16 protein-coding genes are annotated in these 16,619 nt (G+C 68.0%); 9 read left to right on the top strand and 7 right to left on the bottom strand.

Annotated elements, in window-relative coordinates:
• From hutI to hutC, 3 genes are read right to left on the bottom strand one after another with little or no spacing between them, the layout of a single operon-like run.
• Positions 1 to 1,212, bottom strand: coding sequence for an imidazolonepropionase (gene hutI, locus ABC419_RS08410; RefSeq protein WP_412878021.1), 1,212 nt, complete (start codon positions 1,210 to 1,212; stop codon positions 1 to 3).
• Complete coding sequence (locus ABC419_RS08405) at positions 1,212 to 2,102, bottom strand: agmatinase family protein (protein ID WP_412877745.1); 891 nt, start codon at positions 2,100 to 2,102, stop codon at positions 1,212 to 1,214. Before ABC419_RS08405 ends, hutI begins: the two co-directional genes overlap by 1 nt.
• 5 nt (positions 2,103 to 2,107) lie before the next feature.
• Positions 2,108 to 2,809 carry a histidine utilization transcriptional repressor HutC gene (gene hutC / locus ABC419_RS08400; protein WP_164918018.1) on the bottom strand — a complete coding sequence of 234 codons (702 nt, stop codon included), beginning with the start codon at positions 2,807 to 2,809 and terminating at the stop codon, positions 2,108 to 2,110.
• Positions 2,810 to 2,898: 89 nt separating this feature from the next.
• Between hutC and hutU the strand changes: the two genes are divergently transcribed.
• Genes hutU through ABC419_RS08385 form a run of 3 tightly spaced genes read left to right on the top strand, consistent with a single transcriptional unit; the run spans position 2,899 to position 6,639 of the window.
• Positions 2,899 to 4,563: a urocanate hydratase gene (hutU, locus tag ABC419_RS08395; RefSeq protein ID WP_412877746.1), complete on the top strand. Its 1,665-nt coding sequence runs from the start codon at positions 2,899 to 2,901 to the stop codon at positions 4,561 to 4,563.
• 4 nt (positions 4,564 to 4,567) lie between these two features.
• The gene (gene hutH / locus ABC419_RS08390; RefSeq protein WP_412877747.1) at positions 4,568 to 6,100 is read left to right on the top strand and encodes a histidine ammonia-lyase; all 1,533 of its coding nucleotides are present in this window, start codon (positions 4,568 to 4,570) and stop codon (positions 6,098 to 6,100) included.
• A 56-nt stretch (positions 6,101 to 6,156) separates the two neighbouring features.
• Positions 6,157 to 6,639 (top strand): hypothetical protein, encoded by a 483-nt coding sequence (locus tag ABC419_RS08385; protein WP_368922411.1) that lies wholly within the window; start codon positions 6,157 to 6,159, stop codon positions 6,637 to 6,639.
• Between the two features lie 34 nt (positions 6,640 to 6,673).
• Here ABC419_RS08385 and ABC419_RS08380 read toward each other — a convergent pair whose 3' ends face one another.
• From ABC419_RS08380 to ABC419_RS08370, 3 genes are read right to left on the bottom strand one after another with little or no spacing between them, the layout of a single operon-like run.
• Positions 6,674 to 7,435: a peptidase gene (locus ABC419_RS08380; RefSeq protein WP_412877748.1), complete on the bottom strand. Its 762-nt coding sequence runs from the start codon at positions 7,433 to 7,435 to the stop codon at positions 6,674 to 6,676.
• A gap of 51 nt (positions 7,436 to 7,486) precedes the next feature.
• Complete coding sequence (gene fni, locus ABC419_RS08375) at positions 7,487 to 8,500, bottom strand: type 2 isopentenyl-diphosphate Delta-isomerase (protein ID WP_412878282.1); 1,014 nt, start codon at positions 8,498 to 8,500, stop codon at positions 7,487 to 7,489.
• 35 nt (positions 8,501 to 8,535) lie between these two features.
• Positions 8,536 to 10,350, bottom strand: a complete 1,815-nt coding sequence (locus ABC419_RS08370) for a PPC domain-containing protein (protein ID WP_412877749.1) — start codon at positions 10,348 to 10,350, stop codon at positions 8,536 to 8,538.
• A gap of 93 nt (positions 10,351 to 10,443) precedes the next feature.
• On the opposite strand from ABC419_RS08370, the gene folD reads away from it, so the two are divergent.
• The 5 genes from folD to ABC419_RS08345 all read left to right on the top strand — a co-directional run bounded on the left by folD (position 10,444) and on the right by ABC419_RS08345 (position 14,702).
• Positions 10,444 to 11,367, top strand: a complete 924-nt coding sequence (folD, locus tag ABC419_RS08365; protein ID WP_200167500.1) for a bifunctional methylenetetrahydrofolate dehydrogenase/methenyltetrahydrofolate cyclohydrolase FolD — start codon at positions 10,444 to 10,446, stop codon at positions 11,365 to 11,367.
• Between the two features lie 247 nt (positions 11,368 to 11,614).
• Entirely contained in the window at positions 11,615 to 12,307 is a 693-nt protein-coding gene (locus ABC419_RS08360; RefSeq protein WP_087139498.1) for a LemA family protein, read from the top strand.
• A 7-nt stretch (positions 12,308 to 12,314) separates the two neighbouring features.
• Positions 12,315 to 13,181, top strand: a complete 867-nt coding sequence (locus ABC419_RS08355; RefSeq protein WP_412877750.1) for a TPM domain-containing protein — start codon at positions 12,315 to 12,317, stop codon at positions 13,179 to 13,181.
• Positions 13,181 to 13,864 carry a TPM domain-containing protein gene (locus ABC419_RS08350; protein ID WP_412877751.1) on the top strand — a complete coding sequence of 228 codons (684 nt, stop codon included), beginning with the start codon at positions 13,181 to 13,183 and terminating at the stop codon, positions 13,862 to 13,864. The genes ABC419_RS08355 and ABC419_RS08350 overlap by 1 nt, the downstream gene beginning before the upstream one ends.
• Before the next feature lie 82 nt (positions 13,865 to 13,946).
• Positions 13,947 to 14,702, top strand: coding sequence for an endonuclease/exonuclease/phosphatase family protein (locus tag ABC419_RS08345; protein WP_412877752.1), 756 nt, complete (start codon positions 13,947 to 13,949; stop codon positions 14,700 to 14,702).
• Here ABC419_RS08345 and ABC419_RS08340 read toward each other — a convergent pair.
• A complete protein-coding gene (locus ABC419_RS08340; RefSeq protein ID WP_412878771.1) occupies positions 14,687 to 16,165 on the bottom strand; it encodes a phospholipase D-like domain-containing protein in 1,479 nt (492 codons plus the stop codon). The two genes, ABC419_RS08345 and ABC419_RS08340, sit on opposite strands and share 16 nt — an antisense overlap.
• A 163-nt stretch (positions 16,166 to 16,328) precedes the next feature.
• On the opposite strand from ABC419_RS08340, the gene ABC419_RS08335 reads away from it, so the two are divergent.
• Positions 16,329 to 16,511 (top strand): hypothetical protein, encoded by a 183-nt coding sequence (locus tag ABC419_RS08335; RefSeq protein WP_125899849.1) that lies wholly within the window; start codon positions 16,329 to 16,331, stop codon positions 16,509 to 16,511.
• The last annotated feature ends 108 nt before the right edge of the window (positions 16,512 to 16,619 follow it).

Raw genomic sequence — 16,619 nt, 5'->3', positions numbered from 1 at the left:
CTAGGCTACGCGTCCCGCCAGATAGCGGCGATGCAGTAGCGGCTTGCCCAACCAATAGGCCAGTTCCGCCGGGCGGCTGATGTCCCAGACAGCCAGGTCAGCGGCCTTGCCCGTCTCAAGCGTGCCGATCTCGTCCTGCAGGCGCAGCGCGCGGGCCGCATTTCGCGTGGCGCCCGCTAGCGCCTCTTCCGGCGTCAAACGGAACTGGACGCAGGCCAGGTTGATCGCCGCCGTCATGGAGGCGACCGGCGAGGTGCCGGGATTGCAGTCCGTGGCCACCGCCATGCGCGCGCCGTGCTGGCGCAGCAGGGCAATCGGCGGCGCCTGCGTCTCGCGCAGCATCAGAAAGGCGCCCGGCAACAGCACCGCCACCACGCCGGCCTCGGCCATCGCTTTCACGCCCGTCTCGGTCGTGTGCTCGATATGGTCGGCCGACAGGGCCTGATAGCGCGCGGCCAGCGCCGCCCCGCCGCCGTCCGACAACTGGTCGGCGTGCAGCTTGACCGGCAGGCCCAGTTCCTCGGCCTTGTCGAACAGGCGGCTGACCTCCTCGACCGAGAAGGCGATGGGCTCGCAATAGGCGTCCACGGCGTCGACCAGACCCTCGGCGTGGGCGGCAGGCAGGATGTCGTCCACAGCCTTGTCCACATAGGCGGCGCGGTCGACCTTATGCTCCGGCGGGACGGCGTGCAGGCCCAGATAAGAGGTGCGCACCCGCACCCCGGCCTCGCGTCCGATGCGGCGGGCGACGCGCAGCATCTTCAGCTCGCTGTCGTGATCCAGACCATAACCGGACTTGATCTCGACCGTGGTGACGCCGGTCGCCTTCAGCCCCTCCAGCCGCGCCAGAGCCGAGGCGTAGAGCTGATCCTCGCTCTCCTCGCGCGTGGCGCGCACGGACGAGACGATGCCGCCTCCGGCGCGCGCGATCTCTTCATAGGTCGCGCCTTCCAGCCGCCGCTCGAACTCGCCCGAGCGGTCGCCGCCGAAGACCAGATGGGTGTGGCAGTCGACCAGCCCCGGCGTGACCCAGCGCCCGCCCAGACGGTCGGTTTCCACAGCCTTGTGCACAGGCAGATCCGCGCGCGGTCCGACCCAGGCGATGCGCCCGTCCCGGATCAGGATGGCGGCGTTCTCGATCGCGCCATAGGGGGCGCCGCCCTCGGTCATGGCGGCGACGTGGCAGTCGGTGATCAGCAGATCGGCGTCGATCATCGCGAGGTTACTCCAGCCAGGATTTCACAGAACCAGCGCCCCGCCGTCAGGGAGCCGAGGTCGCCGATTTCCAGCGACGGATCGTATTCGGTCAGATCGACGGCGCGCACCTTGGCATGGGCGCCGATGGCGCGGGCGGCATCGAAGAAGTCGTGCACCGACACCCCGCCCGGCCGCGCGCCGGGGCTGGCGGGCCACTGGCTGCGGTCGATCACGTCGATGTCGAAGTCGACATAGATGACCTCGCACAGGGACGACAGGCGCTCCAGCTCCTCGACCACCACATTGGCCAGGCCGCGCTGGCGGCACTCGCGGGCGGTGCGGACGCTGATCCCGGCCGCCTCAGCCTTCTCATGAGCGCGTCGGGTGTTGGCGAAGGGCGCGAGGCCGACCTGGCTGATCCGGCGCCCGTCCATGCCGTCATCCAGCAGCGCCTGGATCGGGTTGCCGTTGGTCAGGCCCTGGTCCGTGTCGCGCAGGTCGAAATGGGCGTCCAGCGTCAGCACGCCGACGCAGTCCAGCCCCAGAGCATGAACGCCCGGCCGGGTGATGGCGTTGTTGCCGCCGACCAGAATGGTCAGGTCGCGATGAGCCTGCGCCGCCACGGCGTCGCGCACGGGCTCGAAGGCGTCAAACGGCGAGACGGCCTTCAGCGCCACATCGCCGGCGTCATGAACCTTGATCTCAAGCTCCAGCCCCGTCTCAACGTCATAGGTCGACAGACGCGGCAGAACCCCACGCAGCACCTTCGGCCCCAGGTCACAACGGCCCGGGGTCAACGACCGCTCGTTCAACGGCGCGCCGATCAGGCCGACGCGGGCGTCGGGGTGACGCCCCACCAGATCGCCGACAGAACGCCACCCCAGGGCTTCAGACGGTTGGCTCATGGGTGTCATCCTTTGGTCGGAGAGAAGCGCGCGACCAGATCATAGGCCGCGCCGGGGAAAATCTGTGAGGCCCAGGTCACGCCCTGTCCGTCGCGCCAGGTGCGGCGCTCCAGCCGCAGGCAGGGCGCGCCGTCGGCCAGACCCAGGCCCGCCGCCGTCTCGCGATCAGCGCCGACGGCCGAGATGCGATGCTCGGCCTCGGTCCAGGGCATGTGGGCCAGCAGCCAGCCGCCCGGCGGCTGCGTCGTGAAGTCGGCGGCTTCCGCCTCGGGCGCGGCGGACAGGGAGATCAGGCGGCGCTCAAAGACGAACGGCAGACCATCGGCCAGGTGCAGGGTCTGCAGTTCGATCACCCGCTCGCCCAGCCCGTCCTCCTCCCCGCTCGCCGGGCGGACGATTCGGCCCAGCAGGCGATGAGAATAGGCCAGTCCCCGGCTCTCGATCTCGCCTTGAATGTCAGGAATGGACACCAGGGCCGAGGAATGCAGAGGCGGGTGGGCCACCACCGTCCCGGCGCGACGCCGCCTCACCACCAGCCCGCGCGCCGCCAGGTCGGACATGGCGCGCGACACCGTCATGCGGGCGCAGCCGTATTCCGCCGTCAGTTCCGCCTCGGTCGGGATGCGGAAGCCCGGCCGCCACTCGCCCGAGGCGATGCGGCGCTCGATGTCGCCGGCGATGCGACGATGAAGCGGCTCCTGATCCATGAAACGAAAATGCCTCTTGCACGCGATATTGTCTAGACATAACAGTACAGCCAACGCACGACGGCGGCTGACGCCGCATGGAGGATTCGATGGCCACGCCCAATACCCGTATCATTCGCAGCCCGCGTGGGCCGGAAAAGACCGCAAAAACCTGGGCGGCCGAGGCCGCCATGCGGATGCTGATGAACAACCTCGACCCCGAGGTGGCCGAGCGCCCCGAGGACCTGGTCGTCTATGGCGGCATCGGCAAGGCGGCCCGCAACTGGCAGGCCTTCGACACCATCGTCGACCAACTGCAGAAGCTGGAAGCCGACGAGACCCTGATGGTTCAGTCGGGCAAGCCGGTCGGCGTGTTCCGCACCCATGTCGACGCCCCGCGCGTGCTGATCGCCAACTCCAACCTGGTGCCCAAATGGGCGACCTGGGACCACTTCAACGAGCTCGATAAGAAGGGCCTGGCCATGTACGGCCAGATGACCGCCGGCTCGTGGATCTACATCGGCACCCAGGGCATCGTTCAGGGCACCTATGAGACCTTCATGGAGGCGGGTCGCCAGCACTACGGCGGCGACTGGGCGGGCAAGTGGATCCTGACCGCGGGCCTCGGCGGCATGGGCGGCGCCCAGCCGCTGGCCGCGACCATGGCCGGGGCCTCGTGCATCACCATCGAGTGCCAGCGCAGCCGCATCGAGTTCCGCCTGCGCACCCGCTACGTCGACGTGATGGCCGAGACTCTGGACGAGGCTCTGGCCCTACTGGAACAGTCGTTCAAGGACAAGAAGCCCTTGTCGATCGGCCTATTGGGCAACGCAGCTGATCTTCTGCCTGAAATGGTCAAGCGCGGCGTCCGCCCCGATCTGGTGACGGATCAGACCAGCGCCCACGACCCGGTCAACGGCTACCTGCCCTCGGGCTGGACCGTCGCCGAGTGGGAAGAAAAGCGCGTCAGCGACCCGGTCGCCGTCGAGACCGCCGCCCGCGCGTCGATGGCCACCCACGTCAAGGCCATGCTGGACTTCCAGAAGATGGGCGTCCCCACCACCGACTACGGCAACAACATCCGTCAGGTCGCCTTTGATGAAGGCGTCGAGAACGCCTTCGACTTCCCCGGCTTCGTGCCCGCCTATATCCGCCCGCTGTTCTGCCGCGGCATCGGCCCGTTCCGCTGGGCCGCCCTGTCGGGCGATCCCGAGGACATCCGCAAGACGGATGAGGCGATGAAGAAGCTGTTCCCGGACAACGCCGGCCTGCACCGCTGGCTGGACATGGCGGGCGAACGCATCGCCTTCCAGGGCCTGCCGGCGCGCATCTGTTGGATCGGCCTGGGCGACCGCCACCGCGCGGGCCTGATGTTCAACGAGATGGTGGCTTCGGGCGAACTGAGCGCCCCCATCGTCATCGGCCGCGACCATCTGGACAGCGGCTCCGTCGCCAGCCCGAACCGCGAGACCGAGGCCATGATGGACGGCTCGGACGCCGTGTCCGACTGGCCCCTGCTAAACGCCCTGCTGAACACGGCCTCGGGCGCGTCCTGGGTGTCGCTGCACCATGGCGGCGGGGTCGGCATGGGTTATAGCCAGCACTCGGGCGTCGTCATCGTCGCCGACGGCACAGAGGAAGCGGCCAAACGTCTGGAGCGCGTGCTGTGGAACGACCCGGCCACCGGCGTCATGCGCCACGCCGACGCCGGATACGACATCGCCAAGGACGCCGCGCGCGAACACGGCCTAAACCTGCCCTCGCTGGACCTGTAAGCCTATGACCACCACCATTGAAATCGGCGCCGCGCCGCTCACCCTCGCCCAGCTCCACGCCGCCCTGAACGGCCCGGTCACGGTCAGCCTGACCGACGCCGCCTGGGCCAATGTCGAAAAGGGCGCGGCGACCGTCGCCGCCATCCTGGACGAAGGCCGCACGGTCTATGGCATCAACACCGGCTTCGGCCTGCTGGCCAACACCAGCATCGCGGCGGAAGACCTCGAAACCCTTCAAAAGAACCTAGTGCTCAGCCATGCCTGCGGCGTCGGCGAACCCCTGAGCGCCGACACCACCCGCCTGCTGATGGTGCTGAAGATCGCCAGCCTGTCGAAGGGCGCTTCGGGCGTGCGTCGTCACACGCTGGAGACGCTGATCGGCATGGTCAACGCCGAGATCCTGCCGCTGATCCCGTCCAAGGGTTCGGTCGGCGCCTCGGGCGATCTGGCGCCGCTGGCCCATATGTCGTGCGTTCTGATCGGCGTCAGCGAAGCCCGCTATCAGGGTCAGACGCTGGACGCCGTGTCGGCCCTGGCCAAGGCCGGGCTGAAGCCGGTCGTCCTGGGCCCCAAGGAAGGCCTGGCCCTGCTGAACGGCACCCAGTGTTCAACGGCCCTGGCCCTGACCGGCCTGTTCGCGGCCGAGGACGTCTTCGCCGCCGCCATCGCCGCGGGCGGCCTGTCGGTTGACGCCCTGCTGGGCTCGGACGCGCCGTTCGACCCGCGCATCCACGCCCTGCGCGGCCAGCCCGGTCAGATCGACGTGGCCCGTCGCCTGCGCGAACTGCTGAGCGGCAGCGCCATCCGCGAGAGCCATCGTCACGACTGCGCCAAGGTGCAGGATCCCTACTCCCTGCGCTGCCAGCCGCAGGTCATGGGCGCGACGCTGGACGTTCTGCGCAACGCCGCCGCCATGCTGGAGCGTGAAGCCAACGCCGTGACCGACAATCCGCTGGTCTTCATCGAAGACGGCGACGTCATCTCGGGCGGCAACTTCCACGCAGAACCTGTTGCCTATGCAGCCGATCAGATCGCCATGGTCCTGTGCGAGATCGGCAATATCAGCGAGCGTCGCACCTCCATCCTGGTCGACCCCAAGATGACCGACCTGCCCGCCTTCCTGGTCAAGGACAGCGGTGTGAACTCGGGCTTCATGATCGCCCAGGTGACGGCGGCGGCCCTGGTGGCCGAGAACCGCATGGTCGCCCACCCCTGCGTCATCGACACCGTGCCGACCAGCGCCAATCAGGAAGACCACGTGTCGATGGCCACCCACGGCGCGCGCCGACTGCTGGACATGGCCGCCAATACGGCGACCGTCGTGGGCATCGAACTGCTGGCCGCCGCGCAAGGCATCGAGTTCCGCCGTCCGCTGACCTCGTCGCCGGAACTGGAGCAGACCTATGCCATCGTGCGCGAGGCCTGCGGCGCCTATACGGAAGACCGCTATTTCGCGCCGGACATCGCCCGTGCGACGGAAGGCGTGCGCGCGGGTCGCTACCGCGCCTTCGCCGGCGATCTACTGCCTTCGGCTTGAACCGGACGGCGGTTGAGCGCTTTCGTATCTAGAGCGAACGCAGGACGCCGCCGACCATGAACAAAAGCGCCGTCATTCTGGCCTCCGCCGCCCTGGTCCTGACCGGACTGGGGGCGGCGGGCTGGGCCGCCTGGAATTCGACTTCGGCGGCGCATGGCGGGCGAGCGTCCGGCCCGGCCGTCGCCATCGACGTCGTGCCGCCCGTCGAACCGGACCTGCCGGTCGGCTCCATCATGGCTGTTGGGGAGTTGCGGGACGGCTACGAGCACGATCCCGAACGGCTCGCCGCCCTGCCCGGCGAGTACGAGCCCTATGTCGAAAGCGCCTGGCTGGAGCTGACGCCCGATTTGCCGCCGTTGCCCGAACAGGACGCGCCGCCGACCATCGTCCGCCCCTCGCCGCCTCCGCCCGCGCCGCTGTTAGAGCGAGACGACTACGGCTTCGGGTTCGATGCGCCTCAGCCCGACTACGCCGCCGAACGCGAGGCGCGTCAGTCGGCGCTCGACCAGCCTTCCGCATCAGACAGCGTCTTCTATTGAAAAAGGCCCCGGCGAAACCGGGGCCTTTTCCTTGTCAGCGCATCGTCGTGATAGAGACGGTGTAGTCGCCTTCTTGCGCCGAGCTGAGGCTGTTGGCGCGGAAGGAATAGGAGCCGGGGCGTAGATCCTGAGTGACCATGGCGCTGGTGCCGCCGCCGCTATCGTCGTCGGAGGCCAGGCTGTCGCCGTCGCACTGCGGCCCTTCGTGCAGCGAGAGGTAGGCGTCGAACTGCGCCGAATCCATGCGAACCGAGACATTGCCCCCGCGGCTGACGTTCAGGACGTAGCAGTCGTAGAAGGAGCCGTCGTCAGCCTGACGATCGCTGAACTCCAGTCGGCCCTGGCGGCTTTCACCGACCGAGATCGGCACGATCTGAGTGGTCGGGCGCAGGCGCTGGCCTTCCGAGACGCTGAGACGGAAGGCGCCGGTCTGACCTTCGCTCAGGGTGTTGGCGCGGATGATCCAGTTTCCGCCGTTGGAGACAAAACGCAGTTGCGAGTCCGTGCCCATGTCAGGACCGTCGTCGTTGGTCACCGAGGTCTCGTCGCAATCCGTGCCGGCGCCCGCCATCAGGAAGGTGTCAAAGTCCTCAGACTGCATCGTCACCGTATAGGCCTGACCCGCCTGGGTCTGCACCACATAGCAGCGGTAGTGCGACCCGTCGTCCATACGGGCGTCCTTGCTGCTGAAATTGCCGGTCACGGTCTGCCCAGGCCGGATGGAGCTCTGGGCCGCGGCGGCGCCGGCCAGAATCAGGGAGGACGTCAGGACCGACGTCATCAACAGGGCGCGCATGGGAATCTCCTTGGGTGCGACGCAAAAACGCAGGGGGCGAAAATGCCCAGCTTATTTGACAGGAAGCAATGGAACTCGTTTCAACGCCGCTAAATTTGAAGCGTTTACGCAAAAACAGACAGTTCGCAGTTGCCGAATGGCGAGCTGGAACTGTTCGATGACCGCCTCGGTCGAGACGGTCGCCGCCTGGATGACGCCCGAAGCCATGCCGACGACGTCGGCGCCCAGACGGATCGCCTTGGCCGCATCCACCCCGTCGCGCACGCCGCCCGATCCGATCAGCAGGGCGTCCGGCAAGGCGTTGCGCGTTTCGGCCAGGGCGCGCGCAGTCGGTATGCCCCAGTCGGCGAAGGCCAGGGCATGCGCCTTGTCCGCCGCCTCGGTCGCCCTCTCGCCCTCGATCAGACCCCAGTTAGCGCCGCCCGCCCCCGCGACATCGACCCCCGCCGCGCCCATGGCCACCAGGCGCTGAGCCGTCACGGCGGAGATCCCTGCCCCCGTCTCCTTGACGATGATCGGCGCGTCCAGGTCGCGGATCAGCGCCTGAAGCGCCGCGCCCACGCCCCACCAGTCGCGATCTCCCTCAGGCTGGCAGGCCTCTTGAAGTGGGTTCAGGTGAACGACCAAGGCGTCCGCGCCGATCATGTCCAGCGCCCGGCGCGCCTCGTCCCGGCCGAAGCCGCGTGTCAGCTGGGCTGCGCCGATATTGGCCAGGATCGGCGTATCCGGGGCCTTCAGCCGCAGCGAGAAGTCCAGCCCGCCCGCCGCGCCGCCTTCCAGCGCCGCGCGCTGCGAGCCGACCGCCAGGGCGATGCCCAGGTGCTGAGCCGCTTCGGCCAGGCGGGCGTTGATCGCCTCGGCGCGCGCCGGGCCTCCGGTCATGGCGCTGATCAGAAACGGCGCCTTAAGCCGCCGTCCCAGGAAGTCGACGCCCAGATCGATCCGCGCATGGTCCAGGTCCGGCAGCGCCTCGTGCACGAACCGCCAGTCATCGAACCCCGCCGACAGGGCGTGACGCCCGCCGCCGGCCAGCACCACGTCCAGGTGCTGGTCTTTCCGGCCCAGGATCAGGGCCGAGGCGGCGGCGTCGTCAGGTTCGCTCAGGGCTGTCGCTCCGTGATCAGGACATAGTCGCCGGTCGAGTTGGAGCCGAAGCTACGGGCGCGCAGGACATAGGAACCGTCGCGCGGAGCCGTCCAGTTCAGGCGGGCGTGGGTGTCCGACAGGCTGTCGTCGTCCTCCTCCAGCTTGAAGTAGTCGCCATCCTTGTCCTCGCCGACCTCGACCACAGCGTCGAAGCTGCTGGCGATCAGGGTGAAGCGCAGCTTCTCGTCCGCCTTGGCCTTGAAGTGATAGGCGTCGTAGTAGACGCCGTCGTCGGTGAGGCTGGCCCGCTCGCTCAACCGTCCGCGCACCGTCGAGCCGATGAGCAGGCTGCCCGGCGAAGGTTCGTCGCCCAGATCCTGAAGCTCCAGCGCATAAAGGCCCTTGGCGTCGCGCGACCATGACCGTGCACGCAGCACATACTCGCCGGTTTCCGGCAGGGTGAAGATCAGACGCGCGTCCGTTCCCTGACCCAGACCGTCGTCGTCGCTGGCGATCTCGCTGAACTCCTCGTCGTTTTCGCTCAGCTGCAGATAGGCGTCGAAATCGCCGGACCGCATCACGGCCTGGATGCGCTGCCCTTCGGTTCCGCTGAAGACGAAGGCGTCATACAGGCGTCCGTCATCATCGGTGGCGTCGCTGTTGGTCAGTTCGCCCTCGACTGTCTGGCCGAAGGCGATGGCCGAAGGCGGCGGCGGCGGTGCGATCTCTTCGATGTTCAGCGTGTAGGGGCCCTCGCCGCTGGAGAAGGCGCGCGCCTCGATCAGGTAATCGCCGTCCTCGGTCAGGGTGTGGGTCAGGCGAGCGTTCAGGTCGCCGGCGCTGTCGTCGTCCGTCGCCAGGCTGTTGTGGTTGGCGTCGAACAACTCAAGATAGGTGTCGAAGCCGTCCGCCTTCATGGTGATCGCCACACGCTGCCCAGCGCGGCCGCTGAAACGATACAGGTCGGTCGGAGCGCCGGAATCGCTGGTCGCGCTGTCCGAGGTCAGACGGCCCCGCGTCTCCTCGCCGACCGTCACCGACGTCGCCGTCGGCGCAGGCGGCCCCTGCTCCATCGACAGGCGGTAGTCGCCTTCGGCCGAGCCGTTATAGGAGGTGGCGCGGATCAGATATTCCCCCGCCTGCGGCGCCGTGAACACGAGGCGCGCGTTCAGGCTGGAGCCGCCGTCGTCGTTCTCGGCCATCTGCAAGAAGGCGCCGTTCACGATGCGGCCGACACGCAGGAAGCTGTCAAAGTCCTCGGACTCCAGGTCGATCTTCACCCGTTCGCCCGCCGATGCGCGGAAGGCGTAGGCGTCGTAACGCTTGCCGTCGTCATCCTCGGCGCTGCTGGAGCCCAGGCTGCCCGTCTCATCGCGGCCGATGGCGATGCGGCCCGGCCGCGGCATCCGCGGCGCGGCGCGCTCCTTCAGCGACAGCTGATAGTCGCCGGTCTCGATGCCGGAGAAGGTGCGGGCGCGCACGATGTAGACCCCGGCTTCGGGCGCGGTGAACCGCAGACGCGCGTTCAGGTCGCCCGCGCTGTCGTCGTCGCTGGCCAGCGACTCCCGCAGGGAGCCTTCGGCGTAAACTTCCAGATAGGTGTCGAAATCGTCCGACGTCATCTCGGCTTCAAGCCGCTGACCGGCGCGCAGGTTCACGCGGTAGTCGTCATAGCGATAGCCGTCGCTGCCGCGCGTGCGAGCATCGCCGTCTTCCAGCCGACCGCGGATGTCATCCCCCAGCCTGGCGTCGGTCGCCGATTGGGCCCAGGCGGCGCCGGTGGACAGAAGAGCGACAGCACTGACCGCCGCGAGCAGGGAATAACGCATAAAAACCTCTTTGCTGGCGTCATCATAGACGCCGAACCGCAGCGCCTGTAAATCGCGGCAACGCTTTCCAGTTCCCGGCAGATGGAGCCAATTATGGCTGTCGAACCCGCCCGCGCCTCGCTGATCGACGGCAAGGCCTTCTCCCAGACCCTGGTGGAGCGCGTCGCAGCGGCCGCCGCACGGCTGGAATCCGCCCATGGCGTCAAGCCCGGCCTGGCCGTCGTCATCGTCGGCGAAGACCCCGCCAGCCAGCTCTATGTCCGCAACAAGGGCGAGACGACGCTGAAGGCCGGGATGCGGTCCGACACCCACCGCCTGCCCGCCGAAACGACTCAAGCCGAGTTGCTGGCCCTGATCGCGTCGCTGAACGCCGATGCGGGCATCCACGGCATCCTGGTGCAACTGCCGCTACCCAAGCACATCGATTCGGCCCCCGTGCTGGACGCCATCTCGCCGGACAAGGACGTGGACGGCTTCCACGTGGTCAACGCCGGACGCCTGGCCGTCGGCCTGCCGGGCATGATCCCCTGCACCCCGCTGGGCAGCCTGATGCTGCTGAAGGATCAACTGGGCGAGCTGTCGGGCCTGAACGCCGTGATCGTCGGCCGCTCCAACATCGTCGGCAAGCCGATGGCGCAGCTGCTGCTGGGCGAGAGCTGCACCGTCACCGTGGCTCACTCGCGCACCCGCGACCTGCCCGCCCTGTGCCGCACCGCCGACATTCTGGTGGCCGCCGTCGGCCGCCCCGAAATGATCAAGGGCGACTGGATCAAGCCGGGCGCGACCGTCATCGACGTGGGCATCAACCGCGTCCCCTCGCGCGATCCGGTCAAGGCCGCTGAAGGCAAGACGCGCGTCGTCGGCGACGTGGACTTCAACGAGGCGGTCGAGGTCGCCGGCCGCATCACCCCCGTTCCGGGCGGCGTCGGCCCCATGACCATCGCCTGCCTGCTGGCCAACACCTACACCGCCGCCTGCCGCGCGGCGGGCGTCGAGCCGGAAGACCTGAACGGCTGACAGCGGCCGTTCCCCGCACCTTCACCCGTCATCCCCGGGCCTGTCCCGGGGATCCAGACACGCCGACGTATCAGGCCGCCCTGCTGCGCGCGAACGTCAGCCGTCGTGTATATGGATTCCCGGGACAAGCCCGGGAATGACGAATTCCATGATCGACCGCATCAAATCCAGCCTTGAAGCGGAGCCTTTCGGGCCCGATAGTCTTTAGCGATCAGCGGTCCTGACGACCGCCCGCAGGAGCTTCTTCATGGCTGGTTTCTCGCCTCGCATCGCGGCCGTCGCCGCTGTCGTCGTCCTGGCCCCCGCCGTGGGCGCCTGCGGCTACAACACCATTCCGACCAAGCAGGAGCGCGCCGAGGCCGCCTGGGCCGATGTCCAGAGCCAGTATCAGCGCCGCGCCGACCTGGTGCCGAACCTGGTCGCCACCGTCCAGGGCGCGGCCATTCAGGAACGCACCACCCTGACCCAGGTGATCGAGGCCCGCGCCAAGGCCACCAGCGTCAACATCGACGCCTCCAATCTCGATAACGCCGCCGCCTTCCAGCAGTATCAGCAAGCGCAAGGCGAGCTTTCCAGCGCCCTGTCGCGGCTGCTGGTGACGGTCGAAGCCTATCCCCAGCTTCAGGCCAACCAGAACTTCCTGACCCTGCAATCGCAGCTGGAAGGCACCGAAAACCGCATTTCCGTGGCGCGCCGCGACTACAATGAGGCCGTGCGCGACTACAACACGACGCTGCGCACCTTCCCCAGCGTGATCTGGGCCAAGACCCTGCACGGCGGTTCCAAGCCCATGCAGTTGTTCACCGCCACGGCCGAGGCTCAATCCGCGCCAACGGTAAACTTCGACCTCGGCGCCCAGCCCGGCGGCGGCGCGCCCGCCCCCAGCGCCGCGCCGGGATCCACGCCGCCCGCGGCCGCGCCCGCCCCGGCGGCGCAGTAAGCCTGAAATGAACCCTTCCGCCCTCGCCCCGAGGGAAGGCGCGGCGCGGGGCCTGCCCGCGCTGCTGCTGGGCCTCGTCCTGTGGCTGGCCGCCCTGCCCGGCGCCGGCCTGGCCGCCGAGATCAAGTTTCCGACCCTGAGCGGGCGGGTGGTCGATGACGCCCAACTGTTGACGCCCGAACAGGAACAGGCCCTGACCGGCAAGCTGGCGACGCTGGAACAGCAGACCGGCGATCAGTTGGTCGTCGTCACCCTGCCCTCGCTTCAGGATCAGGAGATCGAGGACTTCGGCTATCAGCTGGGCCGTCACTGGGGCATCGGTCAGAAGGAAAACGACGGCGGCGCCCTGCTGATCGTCGCGCCGAACGAGCGCAAGGTGCGGATCGAGGTCGGCTATGGGCTGGAGGGCGTGCTGACCGACGCCTATTCCTCGCTCATCATCCGCAACGACATTCTGCCGGCCTTCCGCCAGGGCGACTACGCCGCCGGCATCATCGCCGGGACCGATTCCATCATCACCCAGCTGACCGCCGACCCGGCCGAGGCCCAGGCGCGCGCCGAAGAGGCCAAGAGCGCGGCGACCGCGACGACCAAGCCGGTCCTGCCCGCCATCGTCATCCTGCTGGTGTTCGCCTTCATCTTCTTCAGCATGGTCGGCGCCGCGGCGGGCGGCCGCAAGCGGCGCGGCCGCGGCGACGGCCTGTCGCCCATCCTGATCTGGGCCGCCAGCGAGGCTCTGCGCAACCGCGACGACGATGATCGCGGCGGCTGGGGCGGCGGTGGAGGCTGGGGCGGCGGCGGCGGATTCGGCGGCGGTGGTTTCGGCGGAGGCGGCGGCGGCTTCGGCGGCGGCGGCGCCTCGGGGGGATGGTGATGCAGTTCACGAACGACGACCACGCAAGGGTGGCTCAGGCCATCGCCCAGGCCGAGGCGAACACCTCCGGCGAGATCTTCTGCGTCGTGGCCCGGCAGGTGTCCTCCTATCGCGACGTCAGCCTGGGCTGGGCGGCCGCTGCGGCCTTGCTTCTGCCGCTGGGCTTGATTCCACTCGGCTTCAACGGCGACTGGCTGACGTTCGGCGGCGGTTGGGAGATCGCCCACACGCCCGCCGCCTCGGCCGAGATCGGACGCGCCCTGGCGGCCTATGGACTGGTGCAGGCGGGCGTCTTCGTGGCCGTCTTCCTGCTGTCTCTGATCCCGGCGGTGCGGCGGCTTCTGACACCCGCCGCCCTGCGCCGCACGCGCGTTCGCCGCGCCGCCATGCAGCAGTTCCTGGCGCACGGCCTGCACGTCACCGAGGCGCGCACCGGCGTCCTGATCTTCGCCGCCCTGGCCGATCATCAGGTCGAGGTCGTGGCCGACGAGGGCATCCACTCCTGCGTCAGTCCCGAAGTCTGGGCCGACGCCGTGGCCGCCCTGACCGGCGCCCTGCGGCGTGACCAGCCGGTCGAGGGCTTCGAAAAGGCCATCGCCCTGTGCGGTCAGGTTCTGACGGAACGCTTTCCGCCCAAGCCCGCTGATGAAAACGAGATCCCCGACAAGCTGGTTGTCATCTAGTCCGGTTATCAGGATCGCTATCGGGGCCTCGCGACCGCCGCATTGAGGCGCGACAGTCGCTGCGATCGCGGGCAAGGAATTCATGCCGAGACTTCTGACCTACAACGTCCATCGCTGCGTCGGCGTCGACCGCAAGCTGGACGTGAACCGCATCGCCGACGTCATCGCCGAGCATGAGCCGGATGTCGTCTGCTTGCAGGAGCTGGACGTCGGCCGCGCCCGCACCGGCTGGGTCGATCAGGCTGACTCCATCGCCCAGCGCCTGGCCATGAGCGTGCAGTTCCATCCCGCCATGAAGGTCGAGGCCGAGCTTTACGGCGACGCCATCCTGACCCACCGGCCCGAGCGGCTGGTGCGCGCCGCCGCCCTGCCCACCCTGCCTGGCCTCAAGGGACTGGAGCCGCGCGGCGCCCTGTGGTCGGCGGTCGACTTCGACGGCGTGGTCGTCAACATCATGAACACCCACCTTGGCCTGGTCCCGCGCGAGCAGCGGCTTCAGGTCGCGGCCCTGATCGGTCGGGACTGGCTGGGTGATCCGATGTGCGACGGGCCGACCATCCTGACCGGCGACTTCAACGCCACCTCCATCACCCGCCCCTACCAGGCCCTGACCCGGCGGCTGGACGACGCCCAGCGGCGGCTGGGGCTGAAGCCCTCGATCAAGACCTTTCCGTCCACATTCCCGGCCATTCGCATCGACCACTGCTTCGTCAGCCGCGAAATCCGCGTGACCGGCGTCCGCACGCCGTCATCGCCCCTGGCGCGAGCCGCTTCGGACCACCTGCCGCTGATCATCGACTTCGAAATCGATCAACCCAAGGGTCAACCCGGCGCCTGACCGCCCTCTGACCTGGGCCGGGTACGGTGCGAGCGATTCAGCCGCTTCCATGGCCGCCAGGCGTCGGTGGACGACACCGGATCGCCGAACTGCCACTCGGCGAACATCCGCTCGACCCGCGTCGGCTCGGTCGCGCCCAGCGGCTTCATACGCTCATGGCCGAAGGTCTGAATCGCCTGCCCGACTGAACCCAGCAGGGTCTCAGCCTCGGCGAAAGCTTCGCCTGACACGCCGATGAAATGACCGAGCGAGTGACGGCGGAAACGCTGGATCACCTCGCGCTGTTCTTCCGTCTCAGCCTCGACCGAGACGTCGCACTCCGTATCCAACCCCATCGAACGATTGTTCAGATTGCTGGACCCGATCCGCAGCAGCTTGTCGTCGACGATGGTCATCTTGGCGTGGACGATGATGCGCTCGCCCTCGTCCGTCACCGGATAGAAGGCGGTGAAGCGATCATGCCGGTCCGCCTGTTCCAGCCGGTAGAGCACTTCGGCGCGCGCGGTATCCATGGTCAGGCCGTCAAACCAGCTGGGGCTGCGGCCGGTCGAGACCAGCACCACTTCAGGCCCGTCCGGCTCGTCTAGCCGCGCAGCAAGCGCCGCCGCCAGCAGGGGCGAGGTGAAATACTGGTTCTCCATATAGATCAGCGAGCGCGCCCGCCGGATGGCCTCCAGGTGCAAGGCCTCGTTCTCGCGCACCTCCGGTCGGCCCCGCACCTGCGGTTCCGTGCGGGAGATGGCGACAGGGACGTTCTGCAAAGCCGGCTCCACGCCGTCGGGCCAGGCGTCGCCGCCGCGCGGCATGGAGACTTCCAGCACCTCGCCGGTGGCCCGCCTCCACCGCTCGCGCGCCAGTTCGCCCAGAGCCTGCGCCGCCGGGCCGTCCATCACGCACATGACTTCGTGCCGGGGCGCAGGGATGACGCCCGTCGGCTCGCACCGACGCGGATCGCCCGAGAAATGCTCTTCGGTGTCCCAGCGGTCGGTCGAGATGTCGCCGCCGCCGCAGAAGGCGATCTGATTGTCGATCACCACCACCTTCTGATGGTGGCAGGCGCCCAGGATGCCCGGCCCATCCAGCCGGAACTCGACAATGCGCCGGCGGAACCAACGCTGAGCCTTGTGCGGATAGAAGCCTTGCGACGCCGCGATCAGCAGCGGCGAGCGCCAGATCAACAGGCGCACGTCCAAGTCGGGCTTGTGACGCACCAGAGCCTTCAACTGATGGCCGATCTCAGCCCGGCGGTCGGTCAGCGGCCCCTCAGGATTCAGACGCGTGCGTGGATCAAACTGCCAGCCCAGGATCAGGACCGACCGCTTCGCCTTGTGCAGGGCCGACGACAGGGCGTCGAAATAAGCCTTGTTCTCCATCAGAGGCGCGAGCCGATGCGCGGGCGCGGCGCGCCACACCCCGGGACCAGGTCCGATCAGACTGCCTTCATAGGAACGATCTGGCCGCATGAGCCTCCAATGACCGATTCGCGTGACGGCCTGATACTCGGCCCCTTGATGCAGATGTCGATCAGTACAGGATCGTTCCATTTCCGCATCACCAGGGTCAATGGCGACGCTTCATTACTTCGCCGCATTGTCGCCGGAACCGTGATCTGTCATATTGCGCCCCATGCAAGCTCTGATCGAAATGGTGATCGGCCTTATCGCCCTGCTCGCTGCGGTTGCGCTGTCGCAGTTCGGGGTCGATCTGAGCTCGCCCAAGAAGTCGGAACGCGAGATTCAGCGGGTCGAAAAAAAGTGCGCTGACGCGCCTTCGACGCACATCCACGTCAACGCCCCCGCCTCCTGCTGATCCACAACTTCCGTCCGGTGAAGCTGCGCCTTCGGCCCGGATAATGCGCTCTCCAGCCTTTTCGCCTTTCGATCCAGTCGTTAGGGTCGGTCCGCATGCGACCTCGCC

It is taken from the genome of Brevundimonas phoenicis, assembly GCF_047237745.1.
Taxonomy (GTDB): domain Bacteria; phylum Pseudomonadota; class Alphaproteobacteria; order Caulobacterales; family Caulobacteraceae; genus Brevundimonas.
This window is presented reverse-complemented; position numbering and strand designations above follow the sequence as displayed.